Raw genomic sequence first — 21,963 nt, 5'->3', positions numbered from 1 at the left:
AAACAACCTTATACGGCTTATGGTTGATGAGAGAAAATACGATGTTTAAAAAAAGGTTGCAAATAGCAACCTTTTTTAGTTAGCAAGCGCATAATTTCGCAAGAATAAACCTACACAGCCGCTGATTACAATCAGTCCTCCTGCTGTTAGAAACGCCGCCGTTACATTTAGCGAAGCAACAGCTCCAAGCAGCAGCACCGAAAGCCCAAACGTCACATATGAAACGCTAAGCGTAGCGGAAAGTACCTTCGAAAGCTTTTCTAAAGGAACGGCCGTTTGTGTAAGCGTGTAAGAACATGTAGCGCTTATTTGAAGGGCAATGCCAATAGCAAAACTAAGTAAAAGTGAAAGAAAAGGAGCAGGCATCACTCCGAACAATAATGTAAAGAAACCTGATAAAAGACTGCCTAGTGTTACAATATGATAAAGACTTTTCTCTTGTTCAACTGAAATCTTTAACAAAACGAAACCTCCAAGAACCGTTCCAACAAAAAAACTGCTGTTGATATATCCCCACCAAGCTTCATTTTTATTTAATATCTCTTTCACAAACACGTAGACAATTGCTGATGCCCAAACGCCGGCAGCCATTCCTTCTAAAATCTCCATGACTAATAAAACCCGCAGGCGCGGATAATGCCAAATTAGCTTCCATCCCTCTTTTAACCCTTGTTTTTGCTTCATTTTAGAAGAATGAGCGTTAATGCGAATAGCCTGCATAAATACGATTGACAAACTGAATAACGAAAATGACAGCCATAAAAGGCCAGTAGCATCCCAGCTAATGATCAGAAAGCTTCCAAGCGGATAGGCTGCAATTTGAGTCGTTTGATCAGTGACGTTAAACATACTGTTCCATTTCAACAGCTTCTCTTTATCTACTAAATGAGGAAGCATAGAGCTTTGAACCGGAGCTGCCCACCCATCGAAAAAAGCAATAAGCGCCACGCAGCACAGCATGCTGATAAGCGACATATGCCACAAGAAAAACATAGATAAAACACTGGTTTTTAACAGCTGAGACACAACAAGAATACGCTTAGCCCTGTAGCGATCTATAAGAAAAGGCACAATAAAACTGCTCAAAAACTTAGCAGTCGTAATGGTAAATGGAATGCATGAAAGCAGCACAGGAGAACTATTTTGAGCATAAAGAATACTGATTAACGCAACAATATATAATACATCTGCTAAATTGGCTTGACTTTGACCAAACCATAAAAAAAGTACGGAACGATTTTTCACGACAATCCCTCTTTCTTTTTAGTATGACTGAAAAGAAAGAGAATCCTACACGTAATCAACCCCTTTTATATAGCGGCTTGCTTTTATCGAATTATTACAATCGTATGCTTTTTGCAGAACGAACCTTTTTTATATAGTAAAAATACAAACAGTTAAACAGTATCGTAAAAAATCAAGAAATTGTCGTGAAAACGAAGTTAGATTAACTATAGAATATCAGAGTTATAGAATCAATACTTTTTACATAATTTTCTTTTTCTTCTTCTTCACTTCTAAATAACCTAAGCTCGCCATATACATAGAGGGACGAGTACTCCTATTAAAATTTAACGTATAGGGTGAGGAATATTTTTTCGAGGGTGGTTTCGATTTGCTGTGGCAGCTTATTAATTGGACTAGGGCTAAACGGATTTATTGCTCCGTATCACTTACTAGACGGTGGACTTATAGGATTTGGACTTATCGTATATTATGTGTTTGGAACTCCTATCGGACTGTCCATTTTCTTTTTGAACGTACCTGTCTATTTATATGCTTTTTTTCGTCATCGTCAAAACTTTTTTTACGGAAGTATAGGTTTATTTGTTTCTTTTTTTATGACAGAATGGCTGTCTATTCTCGAAGGCACGCTAGAGCTTCCTTTGCTCTTTAGCTCATTGCTTGGAGGCGCACTCGTAGGAATGGGAATAGGACTGATGCTTCGCTACGGCATCAGTTCGGATGGGCTTGATTTAATTGCCATTATTGTATCGAAAAAATGGAAAATCAATATAGGAATAACCATTTTTATCTTAGACAGTACGATTATGATAGTGGGCTTACATATTATCGGATTTACTGCTTTTTGCTACTCCATGCTTGTTATTACGATGAGTAGCATAATGATTATGCTCTTTACTTCTCCGCGATGGCTGTCTTCATAAAAAAAACGCTGGAACTTCCAGCGTTTTTTTATCTGTTTCCGACTATCATATTGATGTGATTGTGGAGAACCGTAACCGTTGAAGGTGTCGTCGTTTCTTTTTCTCCATCACAATCTACCGTTTTTTCAGGAGTAGTTTCAATATGAACTTCTTTTGCACGAAAATGCATAAGGTTGCTTTCAGGGTTAAGCTGTTCCTCATCAGGGCTTGTTTGTAACCATGCCATAACCGGCTCGATTCCCATTTCTTTAATAACGAATACATCTAATAATCCGTCTTGAAATGAGCTGTTTCCTAGCATAGCGCGAGTTCCTCCTAAAAAAGGGCCGTTTCCAATTAACACCATAACAGCTTCTCCTTCATAGGAAGCTTTTTCGCTCGTCATTTTTAATTGAAAAGGCTCTGCTTGATTTAAAGTTCTGCCTACGCTCATGTAGTAAGAGAGCTTACCAAATTTCTCTTTATTTTCTTCCAAAATATTTTCAGATACATCAGCTACGAGGCCGATTCCCCAAAAGTTTAAAAAATAATCTTCGCCATGTTTTCCAACATCCACTGCCTCCGTCTGCTTTTCTATAATTTGCTCCACTGCCTTTAAAGGATTTTGATTCATTCCAATTGCACGCGAAAAGTCGTTGCACGTTCCACCAGGTAAAATAGCAAATACAGGACGTTGCTGCAGCGGAGCAAGAGCATTGATGAGCTCATAAATTGTCCCGTCTCCTCCTGCTCCAATAATGACATCCGCTTTGCCTTCCAATTTCCTTACCAGATCGGCGCCATCTCCAGGTTGCTCTGTTTTATATAAAGTAACCGTCTCAAATGCAGTGTTTAACCGATCACATATAAAGTCAATTTCATTTACTAATTTTTTGTTTCCTGCGTTTGGATTCAAAATCACTGCTGCCTTCATCTTTCTCTCTCCTCTATTCATATCTTCCGTTTCACTTTTTTTCCCTTTCTTTTAAAAAAACAAACCTTTTCAAATATGAACGTTTTATGAAACCATTCCAATAGTACTTTTTTTACTTTCAAAACCTGCTATAATAATTTTCGGACTTGTATTAACAAAAGATGGTTATTGAGAGGAGCTTTCTATACGTGTCAATAAAATGCATGACGCAGCTATTTGCAAGTTGTTTTGTTTTTTTACTTTCCTCAGTCGCTACTTGGTATAACGGCTCTTCGATGCTTGAAGGACCTTTATCAGCTAGTTTGACCGGAGGGCTAACAAAGTCCTCGGCGGTTCATCACTATTCTCACATCGATTATTTGTTATATACAATTAAATTCCACCCTCAGTTTCCAATTATGATGATGGTGAGCGGAATTTATTTGATTGTATTACTATCTATTATTGGCTTCAAAAAGCGGTATGGATTGATTAGCTCCTGCTGTTTATGTATCACAGCTCTCTTATGCTACAGCAGCTATAAACTTTCACATACCCCTACCGAAGGTGAGCACGCCATGATTACCTCTAGCTTAGCTGCAGCAAGTTTATGCTTAGCAGTCGGATTATTCTATTTATTAAAGCAATTTTATTCTCAAAAAGAATATATTTAACCATATGAAAAAAACGTCGGATCTACCGACGTTTTTTATGTGAAAGCGAGTTTATTTATTGATTTTGTTCAACTGGCGTATAACCTATATACGCAGACTGAGGTCGGTAAATACGATTATTTTCTGACTGCTCTACGACATGAGCTGTCCAGCCAACTACACGGCTTGCTGTGAAGGTTGGTGTGAATAGTTCAGACGGAAGCTCAACCGCTTTCATAACCGCTGCAGCGAAATATTCTACATTGGTATAAATGCCTCGACCCGGCTTGTATTCATTGAGTAATTCAATGGTTTTATCTTCAATTTTAACAATTAAATCAAATAGCCCGTTGTCTCCTGAGATTTGTTTCGATACTTCTTTTAATGCTTCTGCTCTTGGATCATGTGTACGATAAACGCGATGACCAAATCCCATGATTTTCTCTTTATTATCTAATTTTTTACGAACCCAAGGCTCAATATTCTCTTCACTTCCAATTTCATCAAACATGGTAATAACACCAGAAGGAGCTCCTCCGTGAAGCGGACCTTTCATCGCGCCAATTGCTCCGCAAATAGCTGAAATCATGTCAGATTCGGTAGATGAAATAACGCGTGATGAGAAGGTTGAGGCGTTCATCCCATGCTCAATTGTCAAAACAAAATATGCGTTCAGTGCAGTAACCAAACTTTGATCTGGAATTTCTCCGTTAATCATATATAAATAGTTTGCTACATGATCCAAATGCTCGTTAGGCTCTACTACTTCTAAATCATTCATTTTACGATACCAATAGGCAATAATGGTAGGTGTGACGGCTGTAATCGCAAGTGCCTGCTCTTTTGTCGGAGGCCAGCTGTATGAAGGGTCTCCTAAAGCTGAGATACATGTGCGAAGCGCGCTCATCACTTCTGTATCTTTTGGCAAACAGTCCATTAATGCAACAATATTAGCCGGAAGCGTACGATGAGTCACCATTTTTTGTTTAAATACTTTTAACTCATCATGATTTGGCAGCGTGCCGTTCCAAATTAAATAAGAAACTTCTTCAAAAGAATAATTGATCGCCAAATCTTTTGCCCAATATCCGCGATAAATCAGCTGACCTTTCTCTCCATCAACATGCCCTACTTTTGTTTCAGCTGCAACGATTCCTTCTAATCCTTTAACGTATGTCATCTCAACCACTCCCCCAATTATTTTTAACAAACAGGCCCTTTTTTCTATGTACGGCTCGTTTGCAGAATGAATAGACTCACCTTAGTGGTGCACTATACCATTTTATTCCTCTTTCTTAATTGTCAGAACAGTATACAAAATGAACATTTCAACACGCGTTATTTCTGCGCTCGCGGCTTTGTTTTACGGGAGAAAAAAATATTTTTCTAGGATTTTCTTCGAGGGTGCTTTTTTGTTAACGCTTACAAACATGCGGGTTTCTAACGTATTTAGAGGAATTTGATGTACTATTTTTAGATGAATCACTATTCACTTCCTTATGTAAGAGTTTACATTTATTTGAATCATAAGTAAAATAGATAAATAGAATAAATAGTATGAAAACTAAGAATACTAGTGAGGAGAATTTATGGATATTCGAGAACTGCAACATTTCATGGAAGTAGTTAATCAAAAAAGTTTCACAAAAGCAGCAGCCGCAATTCACTTGTCTCAGCCAGCATTAAGTAAAATTGTAAAAAAACTAGAAGAAGAACTCGGCGTAGATCTTTTTGATCGCTCTACTCGAAAGCTGACGTTAACCGATGCAGGACAGATTGTGTATGGGCAAAGCCAAAAGCTGGTATCCACTCTTCACGAGCTGCATGCTCTGTTAGATGATTTACGAAATCTCCCTACAGGAGATATTAAAGTAGGAATTCCTCCTTTAGTAGGGACTGTTGTTTTCCCGATGATTGCAAAAAACTTTACATCAAAACATCCTCAGGTGAAATTAGAGCTTGTGGAGCTTGGCGCAAAGCGAATTGTCGAACTTGTAGAAAACGAACAAGTAGACCTTGGCATTATCGTGTTGCCTATTCAAAACCCTCTTTTTCACGTCTATCCGTTTATTGAAGAAGAGTTTAATTTATACATTCATCATGAGCATCCGCTGGCAGCTAAATCAATCGTTGCTTTGAGCGAGCTTAGAGAAGAACCGTTTGTCCTATTCAGCAAAGATTTCTCTCTTCATGATCGCATTATTCATGAGTGCATTCAAGCGGGTTTTCATCCGAAAATAGCGTACGAAAGTTCTCAATGGGACCTAATTATTGAACTAGTCGCTTCTGAATTAGGTATTGCAATTTTACCAAAGTCCGTGTTTCCAAAGATCAATAACCCTTTTATTAAAAGTATTCCAATTGCCGCACCTACTCCAATGTGGGAGCTCGGCATCATTTTGAAAAAAGATCGCTATATGTCATATGCTACACGGGAACTTTTATCCTTTCTCGTCGACCAAGATATCATTTTACCGTCTCATACGATGTCAGCAAACTCTTAACAAAAAAGCCTCTTCTTTCATTAGGAAGAGGCTTTTAGTCATCTTTTATATCTTTCTTCAATCTTTTTTGTCTTGCGATCAACTAAAAACAAGTCAGCAAATGGCGACTTGTTTTACAGCTGCTTTTTGAATAGCACACCTTTTTTTAAATGTACTCCCAAAGCTTCACGATTGGCCATAAACACTCCTATTAAAATAAGAAGGCCTCCGCCAATAATAGAAGGCGTAATAGCTTCATTTAAGACTACATAGCCGATTAACACCGCGATTAAAGGAGATACATACAACCAAGTAGATGGAAAAACCGGATTTGTTTGGGCGATGAGCCAATAATATAAGCCGTGTCCAGCAATTGAACCAACAAAAATTAAATATACAATAGACCATACTGCGTTTCGAGGGATAATAGTTGAAACATGGATCTGCTCTGTACATAAAGATAGCACCAGCAGAAATATTCCCCCGTAAAACATTTGAATACCGTTAATTAAAAATGGTGACACTTCTTTTAGTTCATTTAACAAGGCTTTCGAATAATTGCTGCCTATGCCGTAAAATACCTCTCCTACTATGATAATGATACACCCTAACGTCCACGAATAAGACATAGTGGCTGTCACATTTGGAAGTGAAATGCAAATAACACCGATAAAAGCCAGAAGCAAAGCCAATAACTGCTCTTTTTTTAATTCCATTTTTCTTTGCATCACTTGAATAAGCAATATTATCATTGGGCCAGTAGCAGATAAAACAGCTGCAAGACCCGATGTCACATGTTGTTCTGCCCAATAGAGCGTTGAAAATGTCATAAAGGTCAAACAAAACCCTACCATCATCACTTTTTTTGAAAATAATAACGAGCGTCGAACGTCTTTTTTATATGCAAAGTACGAGATTACTAAGATTCCTGCTAAAAGAAAGCGAGTTCCGGCTGAGAAAAGTGGAGGCATTCCTGCTTCAATCCCTAATTTAATAGTTAAAAATGTCGTGCCGAAAATAAAACAGATAAGTACGTAATTAATAATAATCATATATCTTCCTCCTTTAAATATGCCACGAGTATAAAAGAAAGGAAGTATAACAGTAAAACCTTGACTATAACAGTTGCTGTTTTTCCAGTTGCGCCCATGCTTATTTTGAGGTTAACTAAAGAAAAAGAATAGTTAGGTGACACAATGAGATTTAATGTACATAAAAAATCTTCTACCCCCATTTATCAGCAAATCTATGAGCAGATTCGTTATCGCATCCAAACGAGCATGATAAAACCTGGTGATCAGCTCCCTTCTTTACGCAAGCTATCACAAGAGTTAGAAATAAGCTTATTAACGGTACGAAAAGCGTATCAGCTCTTACAAAAATCAGGATTAATCGTAATACAGTCAGGAAAAGGAGCTTTTGTTAAAGGGGTTACTAAAGGTTCTTCCAAGGTATTAAATAATTTTTCATGGCAAGATGAATTAAACGTAAATATCACGCGCTCTCAGTATAGCTTAAATCGTGATCGTAAATATTATGATTTCTCTCAGGCTATTCTTTTCCCTCGTCTCCTTCCTAATCAGTTTTTAGCGCAAGAAATGCAAAGTCTGTTACGTACCAATGAGCTTGTTTTAGCCACATACGGTCCAATTCAGGGAGATCGTGAGCTTCGCATAGAGCTTTCTTCTTATTTACAGAGAGAGCAAGGAATAAAAGCTGATCCTCATGAAATTATGATTACAAGTGGCGCTCAGCAAGGTATTGATTTAATTGCTCAAACGCTTTTAAAGCCAGGGGATACGGTTATAGTAGAGAGTCCATGCTACGGAGCTGCAATTGATGTCTTCACCAATAAAGGTGTTAATGTCATTTCAATTGAACTAGATGAAGAAGGAATACAATCTGATTTAGTAGAAGAAGTCTGCCAAAAAATAAAGCCTTCGCTTTTGTACGTGAACCCTTCTTTTCAAAACCCTACAGGTATACTAATGAGCAGACAGCGTCGCAAAGAACTAGTTGATTTGGCCGAATTGTATCACTTTTTTATTGTTGAAGATGATTCGTTTGGAGAGATTTATTTCGATGATATATCGGTGCCTCCACCGATCAAAACGTTTGATAAAAATGGGCATGTTTTGTTCTTGAAGGGGTTTAGTAAAACCTTGGCTCCAGGACTTCGAATAGGATTACTTTATGCACAGGGTTCTGTATTTGATTGGCTATATGCGGTTAAAGCACTGATGGATATTGGTAGTCCCTTACTAACTCAAAAAGCCGTGCTAGCTTTTTTACGCACTGAGCGAATGAAACATCACATGGAAAAACTGAGGACCGCTTTGCAACTGAGAAGAGATCATGCAAGCGATCTGCTTTCGTCTCTTTCCGAATCCGTTCAATTCCAAGTTCCTAAAGGAGGATTCAACTTATGGTTAAAACTGCCTCAAAAAGTAAACACATTTGAGTTATTAAAAAAAGCCCAGGAGCACAATATCTGCTTTTTACCTAGTGAAGCTTGTTTTGTTCATAGACCGCTTCATGCTTACATTCGAATAAGCTATTCCCTCCTTAGTGATACTGATTTGAACACAGGACTTCAACGTCTTAACGCCATTCTTTCAGCTGAAATATAAAAAGATTCTTTAATAGATGTTTAATTATAAGAAGAGAAGTGTATACAGAAAAAGGAGAAGAATAACTTTCTTCTCCTCCACTCTTTTAACTCACATTTTTATTCACAGCAATAATTTCACTCAGGTTATTCATATAAATAATTTGATCACCAAACGTTCTATTTTTCAAAGCAGCCGTATGGTGCGGCTTCATGCCAATAATATAGCATGTGATACCCATGAGATAGAAGGACTGCATAAAGCCTGCAAAAGCTTGAATTCCTTCGGTCGTTAATATATCTAGTCCTCCAAAGTCAAATAGAAGCGTGGTGTAATTTCCTTCATGCGCAAAGTTTTGCAAAATGGACGTATTTTCAGCTACAAGATCTGTATCTAAGTCTCCAAAAAGAGGTATAAGTCCTACTTTAGAGGATAACTTAATAAAAGAAGCGGACAATTGCTTGATTTTCTGTAATGATTTTTCAAGACGTTCTTTTTGTTCAAGCAGTTCAAAATCTGTATCTGCTAATCGTTTCCGATGGTCTTGAACAAGACTCGTTAACTCTTGTATACGTTCATCTTGGCGAATACAAACTAAATGACCTATATCGCTATCCCATTGAATTAAGCATTCAAACAGTGAATAAGGCGAATCATTGGTTTGCATCACGAGCTCTACTTTCTGAATAGCCTGGCCTCGGCTTTGGACAAGCGTTTGCTCATCATGGGGTTCGTCTACAGACAATTCTCGAGAATCTTTTTGGCGCAAGCTTAAAAACTTTCTTGCCTTTTCTTGACTAAATACGTCTACAAGATCTAAAAAATTAGCTGAAGGCTTAAATGAATGACCTGATTGTTGCGACCATTCCAAAATATTAAATTCAGTATCCACTAAAAAGTAAGGAATTGGAACATATTCAAGCATCGACATTAACTTCCACTCCTTTGTGATAACTGAGTAACCAGTTATTTAGTTGGTAAAGATCCGGAATTAGGCGTGTATGCTCAGAACAGTAAGAACGGAAATCAATTTGAGAAACTAAGCGCCCTCCTACCATTACCGTTGGTCTTGGTTCTAATTTGTCCAAAGTTTTGGTGTATTCAGCAAGCCTCTCAATATGATAAGGGATGCTGACAGATAATCCTACCATGTGCGGCTTCCATTCTATAGCCATTTTCTCAGCGTATTCCAGAGGGAGATTGGCCCCTAAAAAGCGAGTATTCCAACCATGTTCCTCAAACAATAAAGCCACCATCTTTAAACCAATGAAGTGCTGTTCTTGTTCCAAGCATAGAAGCAGTGCCCTTGGAGCGGTGTCTGAAGCGTGTCCCTGAATTTTTTTATAAAAGCGATAGCGAGTTAGCACATAATCACATGTCGTAGTTGCAACATGCTCATCAGCTACAGAAATGATATTTTCTTCCCACATATCTCCAGTTACTCGCATTGCGGTTGTAATTAAATTTTCATAAATATCTAGGCTGTTCTTTCCCTGTTGGATTTCTTCCAGCACAATTTCCCAAGCGCTGTCTTGATCACCAGCTAATAAATAGCCTACAAATTTTTGTACTTGAGATTTCATTGTTTCACCTCAGTAAACGTAAAGCTTTTAAGAAACTTGAATAAAAGCTTCTCGTCTCTCTTTTTCAAGATCGCCTAAAATGTATACCACTTTTAGACTAACACATGTTGCCAATAGCAACAACCTAAAAATAGAATAATAACTTTTTATTTTACTACACTCAGTAAAATATGACTAGTATTTCTCTAAATATTCTCCTTTCCCTTTTATTTATGAAAAACACCTCGGCATTTTGTACCGAGGTGTTTTTCAAGTTGTTATCATTTCGTCGGCTAAAAGAATGTAAGTGCGTCTCTTTTTCTTTTATGCATCTTTCCTTTTTTCCACTTTCAATAGACTTTCAAACATATGTATTTATGACTCTTCTGCTCCGACCATAATACTGATAAGATAGAGCGCTGTCATAACTGAGCCGATTGTATTGCATATCAAATGAATATATTGGCTGGTCGCCATAAACAAGTATAAGCTTAGCGACAGCAGCACCGTTCCGAACAAAAAAGACCATTTAAATAATGACAGTGGCCGGTTAAACTTTAGACGCAAACAAAAAATAAGAATAAAGCCTACTAGCGCCATCACAAAGAAACTAACATTAAATAAATTGATGGTTATCACGTTTGTTCACACTCCCTTTGCCCCTGAAACTATTATAACATATTTTTCCTTATCTTCATTCTTTCTCTAGGAGCAAACGCGTCGAAAATTGTTTTTTTAATGTGTTTATGTCACAATATTTTTATAAAAATTCCAAGGAATGAGGGAATGCATTGACTACACCTGAAGCTCAAGATTCAAAATGGTCCATTTTAAATAAAGCCCTTCATAGCTCACAATCTGGCGTTATCGTGACAGACCCTTCTTTGCCTGATAACCCAATTATTTACCTCAATCAAGGGTTTTCCCTTATGACCGGCTATAAGGAAGAAGAAGTATTAGGAGAAAATTGCCGTTTTCTGCAAGGGCCTCTAACAAACCCGCACCACATTGATGAAATTCGCAGCGCTATTAGCCGCAATCAATCAGTCTCTGTTACGCCCGTTAATTATCGAAAAGACGGCTCTTTCTTTCATAATCAGCTAACGATTGACCCGACATATATAGAAGAAGAAGATAAATACTACTTTATTGGCGTTCAAAAAGATGTAACAATAGAGATTACAGCCCAGGAACAGCTACAGCAAGCTTTGGAAGAAGTTGAAAGGCTATCCACCCCTATCGTGCCAATAGAGGAAGGAATCTCTGTTCTTCCATTAATCGGAACGTTAAACGAACGGCGTATAGAAATGCTATTTAATAGCTTCACCTCGCGTAACACAAGCAGCAAAGACCGTTATTTAATCCTAGACGTCTCAGGGTTAGCGCGATTTAATGATTCATTCGGCCGTGATATTCTTAATATTTACAATTGGCTGAAGCTCATGGGAACTCAGCTTGTTTTAACAGGAATTTCTCCTGACATGGCCATACATATGAGCACTATGGAAGATGATATGTCCTTTATTTTAGTCTATCAAAGCATTAAAGATGCCTTACCCAAGCTAAAGCTATAAGCACAAGAAGTGGTTCTTTATGAAAAATAGGTAAAATGCATGAATATGGTAGTCAAAAAATGTTTATTTTTTAATAAATTGGGTTTGAGAGTATACAGTTAGGGAAAACAAGGCGTATAGGAAAATAAATGCGCTTCATAATGGATTTATTTATAAGCATCCTCACTCTAGATCAGGGGATGCTTTTATGCCTTTATTTATTAAATCAATTAGACTATACATATATAAGGAGAGTCTTCATGCATAAAAATCAGGACTTATATCATTTTTTCAAAGAACATTCTCTTCAATTAACCGAAGACTGGTACAATCAGCTCGACGATGAAAATGAGTTCTCTGTCTATTCGAGTAAAAATCCAGCAATTGTGAAAGAACTGAAGCAGCAAAATCAAGATTATTTTCAGCATTTATTTGACGTATTTATAAGAGATGAGGAGTATTTTTTTTCAGATTTTCAGCAGTGGTCGATAGAACTAGCGCGTGATCCAAAGCATTTAAGTACGCCTCTTCACTTTATTATTCGAGAATATTTTAATTCCCAAAAAATTGCCGTTAATTACTTAAAGAAGTTTATCTCTTTGCATTCGAATGAGGTAAGCGTAGATAAGATATTTATGTGGTATGACATTATTGTTAAAGCTTTTGATCTATCTATTTATATCTTTATTCAAGAATATCATAAAAATACGCAAGAGCAGCTGAACGCTCAGAAAGAGTTAATTAATGAATTAAGTTCTCCTGTTATCATGCTTCAAAACAAAGTTGCACTTCTGCCTCTTGTGGGGGATATTGGAACGGTCAAAAGTCAGTTTATTTTAGAAAACACGCTTCAGCAATGCTCGGAAAAAGGCGTTGAACATTTATGTATTGACCTGCTCGGGGTAGCTACGATTGATACGATGATGGCACAAGAGATTTTTAATTTGGTAAAAGCTCTTCGTTTAATTGGTGTGCAAACAATTTTATCTGGAATTCGACCGGAAATTTCTCAAACTGCCATTCGTTTAGGGCTTTCATTTGAACATGTTAAAACTACTTCTTCTCTTGCACAAGCACTTAATTCTATTGGTTAAGCATATGGCTCTCTATTACAGCATAGAGAGCCATATCTATGGTGTTTCAAATTTTACGGGGGTGTAGTAGACACGCCCAATTAACTTTTTCCCTTTGCTATCTTTCCAATCTGCTACGAGTATATACCGATCACTGTCACTGTGAGAGGCAGAATCTACTGTAATAGCAGATGTTTTTTTTATGTCCTTTTTTTCTACTATGTTTTCATAAATAGACTGATTACGAATTTGTTTGTAATAAAGGGCATTAGGTTTTTTACCATCTATTTTAATGGACACTTGACCACCTTCAGAGACGGGAATACTATTTTTCATAACAATTTGTCGAAAATTTCTTCGTTCGCCAAAATCAGCTTCACATTCGGTCCAGCAAAAGAATAAGGGCTTGATGATGGCTTCTTTGCCTTCCGCTATTATTTTTATAGCGGGTGGATAAGAATCTTCAAGCGTTTCAGCTGTAGGAACCTGACATGCGGCTAATGAAAACAAACTAAATAGGATAATCACCACTTTCTTCATACTATGTCCTCCCTTTTTTGTAAACGTGGTGCACGTAAGCGAGTGGGTGCATAATATACTCTTTCGCCTGCAACCAAAAGATTCCTTTTATAATCAACAAAAAAACAGCTGCCTATTTGTTTAGACAGCTGTTTTGTTCTATTTACTTAGCATGCTTATTTCTTTTTTCATATCTTTTTCTACATATTCCATTAAATCAGATACGTAGGTTTGAAGCGGTTTTGTTGCGTCTTTGTGATCATTCATCGTTAATTCATAGATGCTATCGATATTATCAATCATCAGTTCCATATCATCGATGACGCCCGTATGCTTATACATCGTTTTCATCGTAGGATCAAGGGAAGCTAATTCATTATATTCATAGTTTATAGTATTTGAAATATCATCGAGTTCATTGATAAATTGCTTTTTGGTTTTTTTTTCGGCCATAAGCTGATTATACTCTTTAAAAGCAGTTTGAAGGTTTTTCTGAGAGGCAGTCAATACTTTCAGCTGTTCTCGTCCTAAATAATAATCATAAATACTAGTAACAGTAAAATATCCCCCAAATGTGAGCGCGATTCCGACAACCAAACCTATCCAAAACGTGCTCGTTTTAAAAAAATGTTTCATAATGACTCCTTTTATCTGTGTTCTATGTACAACACTAGCTCATGCTGCTGCTTTTTCCTAGGATACACCAAAAACGAAGTGGAAGCTACACTTTTTTTAAAAATTTGTCGAAATTTGTCTTTTTTCTCACAAACTGCAGCACATTACGTTCCATCTCTATTTCTCCACCTGTATACATCAAATTCGTTAACCGCTGTAAAACCAATTTTTTCATAGGTTGGCTTTCCTGCACTTGTAGCATGCAAAATACACGTATCCGCATGTTTTTTTGCTTCAGTAAGAACTTCCTTCAAATATGCGGTGGCCAGGCCTTTTCTCCTCATATGTCTAGCTGTAGTGATACAATACAAGCCAGCTGTACCGTCATAAAAAAAGAGAGACCCAGCTACAGCTGGCTGGTTGTGATAAAGGCCCAGATATAACTGATATTGGTCAGCGTGTTGCATAAGCTCTCTAAACCTTTTAAGAAAGTCAGCTTGATATTCTTTTGGTTTTTGATAGCCGTCTATGTATACCGTTATCCATTCTTTCAATTCAGCTTCTGTGTGCACTCGCTTACATTGAAACCCTTCTACTCCTGTATGTATGTATTCTTTTTCTTGAATGTGCTGAATCATTCCGATCCATTTTTCATAAGGAACAAATCCATTTTTATGAAGAACTGGCCCAAGGTTATCATATGAAGATGGACCGACAATCCATAGAGGTTCCTCCCCTTCCGAAGAGCATATCCCTAACGCAGGCTCAATGTGACGGGTTCCTGCATATATGCCGCGATTGTAAGGAGATGCAGAAATCCATTTAATTTCTGACGTATCCACCTTCACAGATTTCTTCGTATGCTGAAAATACATCCAGTGCTGAATCAAGTGCTGTTCTACTATATCGCTTTGATTTTTTATTTTCACTTCATGTCTCCTTTCTCTTCTAAACTATGTTCCGTTTTCTATTATATACTAGTTAGTCTATTTTCTATGACTCTATCGCAGTTCTTAAATCCTTTTACAAGTTTTTTTTATTTTTTTTGCTATTCTATGAATAGTTTTCTTTTAAGTGGGGTACTAACCTATATAAGCAATACATCATTAAAAAGGAGGATGATATTTATGTCATTTTTATGGGCACTTATTGTAGGTGGTATTATTGGGTGGCTTGCCGGATTAATTACGGGAAGAGACGTTCCAGGAGGTATTATTGGTAACATTATTGCCGGTTTTATCGGTTCTTGGTTAGGTTCAGCTATCTTTGGAAGCTTCGGACCAGTTGTAGGTGGATTTGCTATTATTCCTGCTATTATCGGATCAATCATCTTAGTGTTAATCGTAAGTTTCATTATGAGAAAAATGCGTGGCAGTCATAAACATGCCTAATAAATTATTATATTAGAAAAAGAACCTCCGTTGAAAAAGAGGTTCTTTTTTTATATGAAAAATTCTTAAAATTTACTATTTTTAATTTCATAATATTGAAAAATAAACCTATTAATGTTAATTTAACCATAATCACTATAGAAAAAAGAGGAATTAACATGCTGCTTTCAACCCACTCAAAAGACAAATCCATGTACCAAATACTAATAGAAGAAATCGAACAGACACGAACGTTAATGATTCAAACGGCTGTCCGTGAAGGAATGACAAGTCCTAACACACTTCAAGTTAGTCAATCATTAGATGCTTTATTAAATAAGCTTCAAATTTTCTTCTACCAATAAAAGCCCATGATATGGTTACATACTCATGGGCTTTTATGTTGTATTAGTCCGCTTGATTAACGTGTTCCACTGCTTGGTGAAGGCTACTGAAAGTCGTAATGTCAGCCAAATCTAACCCTAAGTTTACCATCGTCTGAGCAATTTCAGCCCGAATCCCGCTTAAAACCACTTGAATTCCTAATAATCTTAGAGCACCGATTACTTTAAAAATTTGGTCCGCTACCATCGTATCAATAATTGGAACCGCGTATAAATCAATAATCAACCAATTTAGCTTGTAGTCGCTGCCGTGTTGAAGTGCATTTTCCATTAGAATTTGAGCGCGATTTGTATCTAAATCGCCAACAAGAGGAATCACGCCAATTTCTTTCGTAATGCGTACCACAGGAATTGAAAGTTCATCAATTGCATAGCGAGCCGATTGGATTTTGTTTGCAAAGTCGGTCATATATGATTTACTAACCCAGTGTACGGCCTTATCTACTACTACGTTAAAACGAGAAATAACTTGATAGAAGGCATCAAACGTAAACGTTTCAGTTTTTGCTTCTTCTTTAATAATTTCCCCGATAAGATTTCGGTAATAGCTGATTTCTTCCAATGCTACATCCAAAGGAAGCTGAAGGACAACGAGTAAATTCGCTACTTCTCTTCCCCACTCCTCAAGCACTTCAAAGTTTTTTGTATCATTTGTTGAGACAGAATCAGCATATATTTGAATTAAATGAACGCGCCACGGTTCTAACTGTTGTTGAATATCTTTTTCTTCATATCTTTTTTGTTTTGAGAACTCTTCTTTTTTTTCTAGAATTAAATTCGTAATGTGTTTAAGCTTTTTATCTAATAATAATGACTCCATATTGTTCTCCCGTTAAGAATTTGTTTACTTAAAATGATATCACAAATACCGTTAAAAAAAGTAAAACTAAGGGAAAAAGCTTTAAAAAATGAACCGGATGTCCCTTTTTGCGAATAGAATGAGCTAAATTGAATCTAAAACGTACATAAGCTGAACTTCTCTCCTTCCTTTTATCGTTACTTTCACAGTGAATTCTCATACATAACTCTTCAGTTTAATGTTGCGCTATCTTGGCATATATGGTAAATGGATGAAAAAATGTAAAAGGGTTTGCAGCAAGCATGTCGCATGACAGGATGTGTTTTAGGAAAGAATGAAAAGGAATTCCCTATAAAAAGGAGGTTAGGTATATGTCATTTATTTGGATGCTTATTGTTGGAGGACTTATCGGCTGGCTTGCTGGTGTGTTAACGGGACGAGATGTTCCAGGTGGAATTATCGGAAACATCATCGCTGGTTTCATTGGAGCATGGTTAGGCTCTCTAATTTTTGGAGATTTCGGTCCAGAGATCGGCGGATTCGCAATTGTTCCTGCTATTATTGGTGCTGTTATTTTAGTCTTAATTGTGAGTTTTGTTTTACGCAAAATGCGCGGAAATAATAATCATCGACATGCCTGAATAAAAAAGAGAAATCAGCGTCTTGATTTCTCTTTTTTCCTTACTTCTTGTAGCAAAATGTTTTAACAATGACGTACCTGTAAGTGTAATTCTTTATTGCTACATTTAATAATTGCCGCTTGTCACCTCTCACATTTAATACTTCTACACCCTCATATCAAGCGCGTTAGTAATGAGCAGCTCTGGACCTTCGAGATCATCAAGCATATCGGTGAAGATAGCTTCGATATGAACAAGTGAAGTTTTAGCTTTCATTGGACATTGTTGTATAGCTGCTTTCTATTTCGGCTCTACTAATTCAATAAATGATCTTGCTTGTTTGCCCTTTAACTGTGCGTAGTGTGTATCTGTAGCTAATTCAACGGTTTCGTTTTCTAAGTTGACCCACATGCGATAAGATTGTACCTTTATATCCTTTTTTGTTTCCACCGGTTCAAAGTGAAGAATGTAGTTAGGTTTTCGAATCATTTCAGCTTTTTCTTCTCTCCATGATACATCTTTTAACCACTGCTGCACTTTCTGCACTTGATTTTGGTCTTTCATTTTAACCGCATGGCCATATTGATTATCGGCTATGTATTTTTCGATTACGAGCTTTTGTTCAACAGTACCGCTTGAAGCACTGCTTTGCTGACATCCTGTTATCACCCAACAAATAGCAATGAGAACAACTAATCCAGACCATACTTTTTTCATTTACATCTACCTTTCTTTGTGTAATTGAAATGAGATGTTCTTGCTGAATGATGCTACCAGCTGCTCGTTTTTAAATCTCTTTTTGCATTCTCCTTTCTTCATCTAAATCCCTGCTTCATTTGCTCAAAAAAACTGAATCCCCGAAAGGATCCAGTTTTTCGTTACGATTCGACATCTTCTATGACATGAACAGCGCGAATAGCAGCGTTTACTTTTGTATGTTGAATGCGCTCTTTTGCTTCTTGTATAGTCATTGCCTCTACTTCTTGATAAAAAATCACGTTCGCCCATTCATATTCTACTGAATAACGATTTATTTTTTCCACACGGCATCCTCCTTATTGATGAACTAAAATTTGATCAATCATGCCATATTCTTTTGCTTCATCCGCTGTAAAGAATGTATCTCGATCAGTGTCTTTTTTAATTGTTGAAAGCGACTGTCCTGTTCGTTCAGACAGCAGTTCATTTAAGTGGTCTTTTAACCGCAAAATACGCTTTGCTCGAATCTCAATTTCAGCTGCTTGTCCTTTTGCTCCTCCTAGCGGCTGATGAATCATCACTTCGCTATTAGGAAGAGCAAAACGTTTCCCTTTTTGACCGCCTGCTAGTAAAAATGAACCCATAGATGCCGCTAGCCCTATACACAATGTGCTTACGTCTGCACGTATAAGCTGCATCGTATCAAAAATAGCCATGCCCGCTGTAATAGATCCTCCCGGTGAATTAATATAAATGCTGATATCTTTTTCTGGGTTTTCGGCATCTAAAAATAGAAGCTGAGCGATAATACTAGTAGCCACCTCGTCCGTAACTTCACCTGTAAGCATAATCACGCGGTCGAGCAACAGCCTTGAATAAATATCATAGGCACGCTCTCCTTTGCTTGTTTGTTCCACTACATATGGAGTTAAGTTCATGTGACCGCCTCTTTCCCCTGAATTAGTATGAGCAAATTTTTTCACTTTTGCACTGATTTCATGATTTAAAAATGAATCCCCTATCAAATCTTCATCCGTAAATTTAATCATTAGAGAATGCCTTTTTTGCTGTATATGCAAGCTTTCATCGCGGTAAGTCACAGCAACTGCAATTTCTGCCTGTGGATATAAAACGGCCTCTTCCGTGTAGAGCTCTATTAATAGAGGTTCATCGTCGATATGTTTTACTTCGATTTGCCCCTGTTCGTTTTCCCGGTATCCATTTAAGTTTGTCGTTTTAAACAGGCCTTCGGGCAGCTGAATATCAATCGTGATGTTTGTTACTTTTACTTGCGAACGTTCAAATGTAATACAAAGGTGGTTCATTCCTTCTTCTTTTTCCATCACTGATTTTGCCACAGCTAATTTAATCATGCGATGAATGATCCTTTAAAATTTGAGTAACAGACTCAATTACTTTTTGCCGTACGTCCGCTGATAAATTTCGGTTCATAGCGACAAACACATCTTCGTTCACTTGATGCATTTCTTGATTCTGAATTTGTTTGCTTTGGTAAAGAGGGAACTGCGCACCGATATTTTTTACTTCTTCATCACTCATTGAACGCAGCATTTCTTGAATCGAAGCTAGTGACTCCCCTGCTTTTGATAATGTTAAAACGGCTCGAAAGTAGTGAACATGCTGATCTGTATACACGCGTTTGTTCCCTGCTAGCACTAGCGGAGGAACGATTTCTATTTGCGTGTAATACCGTACCGTACGCAGGTTCAAGTCCGCACCTTCATTATTTAATAACTCCGTAATTTGCTTTCCTGTATACGTATTCAAACAATCCCCCCCTTATTAGTTACAGTTAACTGTTACACTATCATTATACTGTAAAGGTTTTGTTTTTACAATTAAAACCATGGTAAATTTTAGATAAATATATGAAGAGAACGAAACAAAGAGCCTAGGTCATATATCCGGGCTCTCTTTACTAAGCGAAAAAACACCTGTGTATATTTCAAACTATTTCTCCTGATACTTCTCGTGCTACACTTTAGTTATCTTAAAAAAGGAGAGAAAATATGATGGGGAATCCACGTATAGATTGCTTAGGGTGTCGATTAGCAAATAACCAAGAGAAATCACATATAATATTTGAAGATTCCTTTGTGACGTGCCTATTAGATCACAAGCCGTTTAACGAAGGACACGTCTTAATTCTTCCTAAAACACATATAGTGGAAATTGACGAATTTGATACTGAACACATACTGGCCGTAATGAATGCAGCGAAGCTAATGACAAAAACAGTAAAGACGCTCTTTTTTCCAGACGGAGTTACTCTCTCTCAAAACGGGGGAATGTTTAACGAGTTAACTCATTTTCACATGCACGTCGTTCCGAGATATAAAGAGGAGTGTTTCGGAGATTTTTATACGCAAATTCCCCAGTTTGCTGAAAAAAATGACGCTTTGGCTGCAACAGCTCAGAAAATGCGCCGCGTCATTCAGCAAATGTCTTTATAAAAAAAACGGCTTCCTTATGGAAGCCGTTCTTTTTACTGACGATCAAACAATGAACTTCCTGCAATACCAGGGTTCGTCATTTCAAATGGATTTAAAATAAGATCTAATTCTTCTTCTGTTAACACATCGTATTGAAGGCAAAGCTCACGAATTGGTTTTCCTGTTAAAATCGCTTCACGCGCAATACGCGATACGACTTCATAGCCTAAGTGAGGGTTAACAGCTGTAATAATCCCTACGCTTTTTTCTACATATTCTTTCATGCGCGTTTCGTTTGCTTCAATTCCTGCTAAACAGTGATCTGTAAAGCTTCTGAAACCGTTGTTCATGATGCTGATTGATTGAAGCAAGTTAAATACAAGCACAGGTTCCATGACGTTAAGCTCCATCTGACCTGCTTCTGAAGCAAGAGAGATTGTTTGGTCATTTCCCATTACTTGAAACGCAATTTGATTGATTAATTCAGCCATAACCGGGTTTACTTTTCCTGGCATGATTGAAGAACCAGGCTGACGAGCAGGAAGGCTGATTTCTCCTAGACCTGCACGAGGTCCAGAGGCCATTAAACGCAGGTCATTTGCAATTTTAGACATATTCGTCATACAGATTTTAAGCGCTGCAGATACTTCTGTATAAGCATCTGTATTTTGAGTAGCATCTACTAAATGCTCTGCATGCACAAGCGGCAGACCACTGATATCCGCTAAGTGTTTGACTACATTTTCAATATAGCGAGGATCTGCATTTAAGCCTGTTCCAACAGCTGTCGCCCCCATATTTACTTCATGCAAGTGGTCACGCGTTGCGCTGATACGCTTAATGTCGCGCGCTAACACGCGGCTGTATGCTTCAAACTCTTGACCAAGACGAACGGGTACAGCATCTTGAAGGTGCGTACGGCCCATTTTAATTACATGATCAAATTCTTGCGCTTTTCGTTTAAACACATCATGCATGTCATTCATTGTAACAAGAAGTTTATTTAATAAGTTCAGCGTTGAAATATGGATAGCCGTTGGAAATACATCATTTGTTGACTGAGACATATTCACATGGCTGTTAGGACTTAATTTACCATATTCCCCTTTGTTATTTCCCATAATTTCAAGAGCACGGTTCGCAATAACTTCATTGGCATTCATATTCATTGACGTTCCTGCTCCGCCTTGAATAGGATCAACAATAAAGTATTCATGCCACTGACCTGCTAAAATCTCATCAGCTGCTTGAACAATTGCATTTCCAATACCTTCATATAAGCGCTTTGTATCCATATTTGCAAGCGCTGCCGCTTTTTTTACAATAGCAAGCGCTTTAATCATTTCTTCATGTACTTTATAACCCGTAATCGGAAAATTTTCTACGGCACGTGCGGTTTGTACACCGTAGTATACGTCTGCTGGGATTTGTTTTTCTCCTAGAAAATCAGCTTCTGTACGATATCCTGCTGTTTCTTGTTTCATAGCTGTA

At 37.4% G+C, this 21,963-nt stretch carries 26 protein-coding genes; 10 read left to right on the top strand and 16 right to left on the bottom strand.

Going from position 1 to position 21,963, the window contains the following annotated elements; translation table 11 throughout:
• Positions 1-75: 75 nt before the first annotated feature.
• Positions 76-1,245, bottom strand: coding sequence for an MFS transporter (locus ACFX4R_RS05075; RefSeq protein WP_377569020.1), 1,170 nt, complete (start codon positions 1,243-1,245; stop codon positions 76-78).
• A 359-nt stretch (positions 1,246-1,604) separates the two neighbouring features.
• Here ACFX4R_RS05075 and ACFX4R_RS05070 point away from each other — a divergent pair, with 359 nt between their 5' ends.
• Positions 1,605-2,168, top strand: coding sequence for a YitT family protein (locus tag ACFX4R_RS05070; protein WP_016764744.1), 564 nt, complete (start codon positions 1,605-1,607; stop codon positions 2,166-2,168).
• Positions 2,169-2,196: 28 nt separating this feature from the next.
• Here the strand turns inward: ACFX4R_RS05070 and ACFX4R_RS05065 are convergent, their stop codons facing one another.
• Positions 2,197-3,081 (bottom strand): diacylglycerol/lipid kinase family protein, encoded by an 885-nt coding sequence (locus ACFX4R_RS05065; RefSeq protein WP_237074423.1) that lies wholly within the window; start codon positions 3,079-3,081, stop codon positions 2,197-2,199.
• 188 nt (positions 3,082-3,269) lie between these two features.
• Here ACFX4R_RS05065 and ACFX4R_RS05060 point away from each other — a divergent pair, with 188 nt between their 5' ends.
• On the top strand, positions 3,270-3,734 hold the full coding sequence (locus ACFX4R_RS05060) for a DUF4306 domain-containing protein (RefSeq protein ID WP_230183450.1): 465 nt from the start codon (positions 3,270-3,272) through the stop codon (positions 3,732-3,734).
• A gap of 55 nt (positions 3,735-3,789) precedes the next feature.
• Here the strand turns inward: ACFX4R_RS05060 and ACFX4R_RS05055 are convergent, their stop codons facing one another.
• A complete protein-coding gene (locus ACFX4R_RS05055; protein WP_280559905.1) occupies positions 3,790-4,893 on the bottom strand; it encodes a citrate/2-methylcitrate synthase in 1,104 nt (367 codons plus the stop codon).
• 409 nt (positions 4,894-5,302) lie between these two features.
• Here ACFX4R_RS05055 and ACFX4R_RS05050 point away from each other — a divergent pair, with 409 nt between their 5' ends.
• A complete protein-coding gene (locus tag ACFX4R_RS05050) occupies positions 5,303-6,217 on the top strand; it encodes a LysR family transcriptional regulator (protein WP_013083830.1) in 915 nt (304 codons plus the stop codon).
• 113 nt (positions 6,218-6,330) lie between these two features.
• On the opposite strand, the gene ACFX4R_RS05045 is transcribed toward ACFX4R_RS05050, so the two are convergent.
• Complete coding sequence (locus tag ACFX4R_RS05045) at positions 6,331-7,248, bottom strand: DMT family transporter (RefSeq protein WP_280559907.1); 918 nt, start codon at positions 7,246-7,248, stop codon at positions 6,331-6,333.
• A 144-nt stretch (positions 7,249-7,392) separates the two neighbouring features.
• Between ACFX4R_RS05045 and pdxR the strand changes: the two genes are divergently transcribed.
• Positions 7,393-8,826, top strand: a complete 1,434-nt coding sequence (gene pdxR / locus ACFX4R_RS05040; RefSeq protein ID WP_377569015.1) for a MocR-like pyridoxine biosynthesis transcription factor PdxR — start codon at positions 7,393-7,395, stop codon at positions 8,824-8,826.
• Positions 8,827-8,911: 85 nt separating this feature from the next.
• On the opposite strand, the gene ACFX4R_RS05035 is transcribed toward pdxR, so the two are convergent.
• From ACFX4R_RS05035 to ACFX4R_RS05025, 3 genes are all read right to left on the bottom strand, one after another.
• Entirely contained in the window at positions 8,912-9,736 is an 825-nt protein-coding gene (locus ACFX4R_RS05035; RefSeq protein ID WP_025751158.1) for an STAS domain-containing protein, read from the bottom strand.
• Positions 9,723-10,388, bottom strand: a complete 666-nt coding sequence (locus ACFX4R_RS05030) for a cobalamin B12-binding domain-containing protein (RefSeq protein ID WP_034650750.1) — start codon at positions 10,386-10,388, stop codon at positions 9,723-9,725. Before ACFX4R_RS05030 ends, ACFX4R_RS05035 begins: the two co-directional genes overlap by 14 nt.
• A 354-nt stretch (positions 10,389-10,742) precedes the next feature.
• A complete protein-coding gene (locus ACFX4R_RS05025) occupies positions 10,743-11,006 on the bottom strand; it encodes a hypothetical protein (protein ID WP_080781662.1) in 264 nt (87 codons plus the stop codon).
• 152 nt (positions 11,007-11,158) lie between these two features.
• On the opposite strand from ACFX4R_RS05025, the gene ytvA reads away from it, so the two are divergent.
• Together ytvA and ACFX4R_RS05015 are read left to right on the top strand one after the other, a co-directional pair.
• Entirely contained in the window at positions 11,159-11,941 is a 783-nt protein-coding gene (gene ytvA, locus ACFX4R_RS05020) for a YtvA family blue-light photoreceptor (protein WP_377569012.1), read from the top strand.
• 239 nt (positions 11,942-12,180) lie between these two features.
• The gene (locus ACFX4R_RS05015) at positions 12,181-13,014 is read left to right on the top strand and encodes an STAS domain-containing protein (protein WP_043981475.1); all 834 of its coding nucleotides are present in this window, start codon (positions 12,181-12,183) and stop codon (positions 13,012-13,014) included.
• 36 nt (positions 13,015-13,050) lie between these two features.
• On the opposite strand, the gene ACFX4R_RS05010 is transcribed toward ACFX4R_RS05015, so the two are convergent.
• From ACFX4R_RS05010 to ACFX4R_RS05000, 3 genes are all read right to left on the bottom strand, one after another.
• The gene (locus tag ACFX4R_RS05010) at positions 13,051-13,533 is read right to left on the bottom strand and encodes a hypothetical protein (RefSeq protein ID WP_043981474.1); all 483 of its coding nucleotides are present in this window, start codon (positions 13,531-13,533) and stop codon (positions 13,051-13,053) included.
• 138 nt (positions 13,534-13,671) lie between these two features.
• Positions 13,672-14,148, bottom strand: a complete 477-nt coding sequence (locus tag ACFX4R_RS05005) for a hypothetical protein (protein WP_014459392.1) — start codon at positions 14,146-14,148, stop codon at positions 13,672-13,674.
• Positions 14,149-14,291: 143 nt separating this feature from the next.
• A complete protein-coding gene (locus ACFX4R_RS05000; protein WP_043981473.1) occupies positions 14,292-15,056 on the bottom strand; it encodes a GNAT family N-acetyltransferase in 765 nt (254 codons plus the stop codon).
• A 198-nt stretch (positions 15,057-15,254) separates the two neighbouring features.
• On the opposite strand from ACFX4R_RS05000, the gene ACFX4R_RS04995 reads away from it, so the two are divergent.
• Positions 15,255-15,518: a GlsB/YeaQ/YmgE family stress response membrane protein gene (locus tag ACFX4R_RS04995; RefSeq protein ID WP_013083841.1), complete on the top strand. Its 264-nt coding sequence runs from the start codon at positions 15,255-15,257 to the stop codon at positions 15,516-15,518.
• Between the two features lie 158 nt (positions 15,519-15,676).
• Positions 15,677-15,862 carry an aspartyl-phosphate phosphatase Spo0E family protein gene (locus ACFX4R_RS04990; protein WP_013057763.1) on the top strand — a complete coding sequence of 62 codons (186 nt, stop codon included), beginning with the start codon at positions 15,677-15,679 and terminating at the stop codon, positions 15,860-15,862.
• A gap of 43 nt (positions 15,863-15,905) precedes the next feature.
• On the opposite strand, the gene ACFX4R_RS04985 is transcribed toward ACFX4R_RS04990, so the two are convergent.
• Entirely contained in the window at positions 15,906-16,721 is an 816-nt protein-coding gene (locus ACFX4R_RS04985; protein WP_043981472.1) for an STAS domain-containing protein, read from the bottom strand.
• Between the two features lie 350 nt (positions 16,722-17,071).
• On the opposite strand from ACFX4R_RS04985, the gene ACFX4R_RS04980 reads away from it, so the two are divergent.
• Positions 17,072-17,341 carry a GlsB/YeaQ/YmgE family stress response membrane protein gene (locus ACFX4R_RS04980; protein ID WP_043981471.1) on the top strand — a complete coding sequence of 90 codons (270 nt, stop codon included), beginning with the start codon at positions 17,072-17,074 and terminating at the stop codon, positions 17,339-17,341.
• 279 nt (positions 17,342-17,620) lie between these two features.
• Here ACFX4R_RS04980 and ACFX4R_RS04975 read toward each other — a convergent pair whose 3' ends face one another.
• The 4 genes from ACFX4R_RS04975 to ACFX4R_RS04960 form a co-directional block, all read right to left on the bottom strand.
• Positions 17,621-18,037 carry a YhfM domain-containing protein gene (locus ACFX4R_RS04975; RefSeq protein ID WP_016764756.1) on the bottom strand — a complete coding sequence of 139 codons (417 nt, stop codon included), beginning with the start codon at positions 18,035-18,037 and terminating at the stop codon, positions 17,621-17,623.
• A 161-nt stretch (positions 18,038-18,198) separates the two neighbouring features.
• A complete protein-coding gene (locus ACFX4R_RS04970; RefSeq protein WP_165574957.1) occupies positions 18,199-18,363 on the bottom strand; it encodes a hypothetical protein in 165 nt (54 codons plus the stop codon).
• A 12-nt stretch (positions 18,364-18,375) separates the two neighbouring features.
• Positions 18,376-18,957, bottom strand: a complete 582-nt coding sequence (gene clpP / locus ACFX4R_RS04965) for an ATP-dependent Clp endopeptidase proteolytic subunit ClpP (RefSeq protein WP_013057768.1) — start codon at positions 18,955-18,957, stop codon at positions 18,376-18,378.
• A gap of 427 nt (positions 18,958-19,384) precedes the next feature.
• Positions 19,385-19,807 (bottom strand): MerR family transcriptional regulator, encoded by a 423-nt coding sequence (locus tag ACFX4R_RS04960; protein WP_043981470.1) that lies wholly within the window; start codon positions 19,805-19,807, stop codon positions 19,385-19,387.
• A gap of 242 nt (positions 19,808-20,049) precedes the next feature.
• Here ACFX4R_RS04960 and ACFX4R_RS04955 point away from each other — a divergent pair, with 242 nt between their 5' ends.
• The gene (locus tag ACFX4R_RS04955; RefSeq protein ID WP_080781661.1) at positions 20,050-20,493 is read left to right on the top strand and encodes an HIT family protein; all 444 of its coding nucleotides are present in this window, start codon (positions 20,050-20,052) and stop codon (positions 20,491-20,493) included.
• Positions 20,494-20,525: 32 nt separating this feature from the next.
• On the opposite strand, the gene aspA is transcribed toward ACFX4R_RS04955, so the two are convergent.
• A complete protein-coding gene (gene aspA, locus ACFX4R_RS04950; RefSeq protein WP_013057771.1) occupies positions 20,526-21,956 on the bottom strand; it encodes an aspartate ammonia-lyase in 1,431 nt (476 codons plus the stop codon).
• Between the last annotated feature and the right edge of the window lie 7 nt (positions 21,957-21,963).

Origin of the sequence: Priestia sp. YIM B13490 (genome assembly GCF_042787735.1) — a bacterium.
GTDB lineage: Bacteria > Bacillota > Bacilli > Bacillales > Bacillaceae_H > Priestia > Priestia megaterium.
The sequence above is the reverse complement of the archived record's forward strand: the minus strand, read 5'-3'. Positions and strand labels throughout refer to the sequence as shown.

Bases quoted from the DNA above. Each gene is read 5' to 3' on its own strand.
- ACFX4R_RS05065 (WP_237074423.1), bottom strand. From the start codon at position 3,081: ATGAAGGCAGCAGTGATTTTGAATCCAAACGCAGGAAACAAAAAATTA.
- ACFX4R_RS05055 (WP_280559905.1), bottom strand. From the start codon at position 4,893: ATGACATACGTTAAAGGATTAGAAGGAATCGTTGCAGCTGAAACAAAA.
- ACFX4R_RS05050 (WP_013083830.1), top strand. From the start codon at position 5,303: ATGGATATTCGAGAACTGCAACATTTCATGGAAGTAGTTAATCAAAAA.
- ACFX4R_RS04980 (WP_043981471.1), top strand. From the start codon at position 17,072: ATGTCATTTATTTGGATGCTTATTGTTGGAGGACTTATCGGCTGGCTT.
- ACFX4R_RS05010 (WP_043981474.1), bottom strand. From the start codon at position 13,533: ATGAAGAAAGTGGTGATTATCCTATTTAGTTTGTTTTCATTAGCCGCA.
- ACFX4R_RS05030 (WP_034650750.1), bottom strand. From the start codon at position 10,388: ATGAAATCTCAAGTACAAAAATTTGTAGGCTATTTATTAGCTGGTGAT.
- ACFX4R_RS04985 (WP_043981472.1), bottom strand. From the start codon at position 16,721: ATGGAGTCATTATTATTAGATAAAAAGCTTAAACACATTACGAATTTA.
- ACFX4R_RS05015 (WP_043981475.1), top strand. From the start codon at position 12,181: ATGCATAAAAATCAGGACTTATATCATTTTTTCAAAGAACATTCTCTT.
- ACFX4R_RS04990 (WP_013057763.1), top strand. From the start codon at position 15,677: ATGCTGCTTTCAACCCACTCAAAAGACAAATCCATGTACCAAATACTA.
- ACFX4R_RS04995 (WP_013083841.1), top strand. From the start codon at position 15,255: ATGTCATTTTTATGGGCACTTATTGTAGGTGGTATTATTGGGTGGCTT.
- ACFX4R_RS05035 (WP_025751158.1), bottom strand. From the start codon at position 9,736: ATGTCGATGCTTGAATATGTTCCAATTCCTTACTTTTTAGTGGATACT.
- clpP (WP_013057768.1), bottom strand. From the start codon at position 18,957: ATGAACTTAACTCCATATGTAGTGGAACAAACAAGCAAAGGAGAGCGT.
- aspA (WP_013057771.1), bottom strand. From the start codon at position 21,956: ATGAAACAAGAAACAGCAGGATATCGTACAGAAGCTGATTTTCTAGGA.
- pdxR (WP_377569015.1), top strand. From the start codon at position 7,393: ATGAGATTTAATGTACATAAAAAATCTTCTACCCCCATTTATCAGCAA.
- ACFX4R_RS04955 (WP_080781661.1), top strand. From the start codon at position 20,050: ATGATGGGGAATCCACGTATAGATTGCTTAGGGTGTCGATTAGCAAAT.
- ACFX4R_RS04975 (WP_016764756.1), bottom strand. From the start codon at position 18,037: ATGAAAAAAGTATGGTCTGGATTAGTTGTTCTCATTGCTATTTGTTGG.
- ACFX4R_RS05005 (WP_014459392.1), bottom strand. From the start codon at position 14,148: ATGAAACATTTTTTTAAAACGAGCACGTTTTGGATAGGTTTGGTTGTC.
- ACFX4R_RS05045 (WP_280559907.1), bottom strand. From the start codon at position 7,248: ATGATTATTATTAATTACGTACTTATCTGTTTTATTTTCGGCACGACA.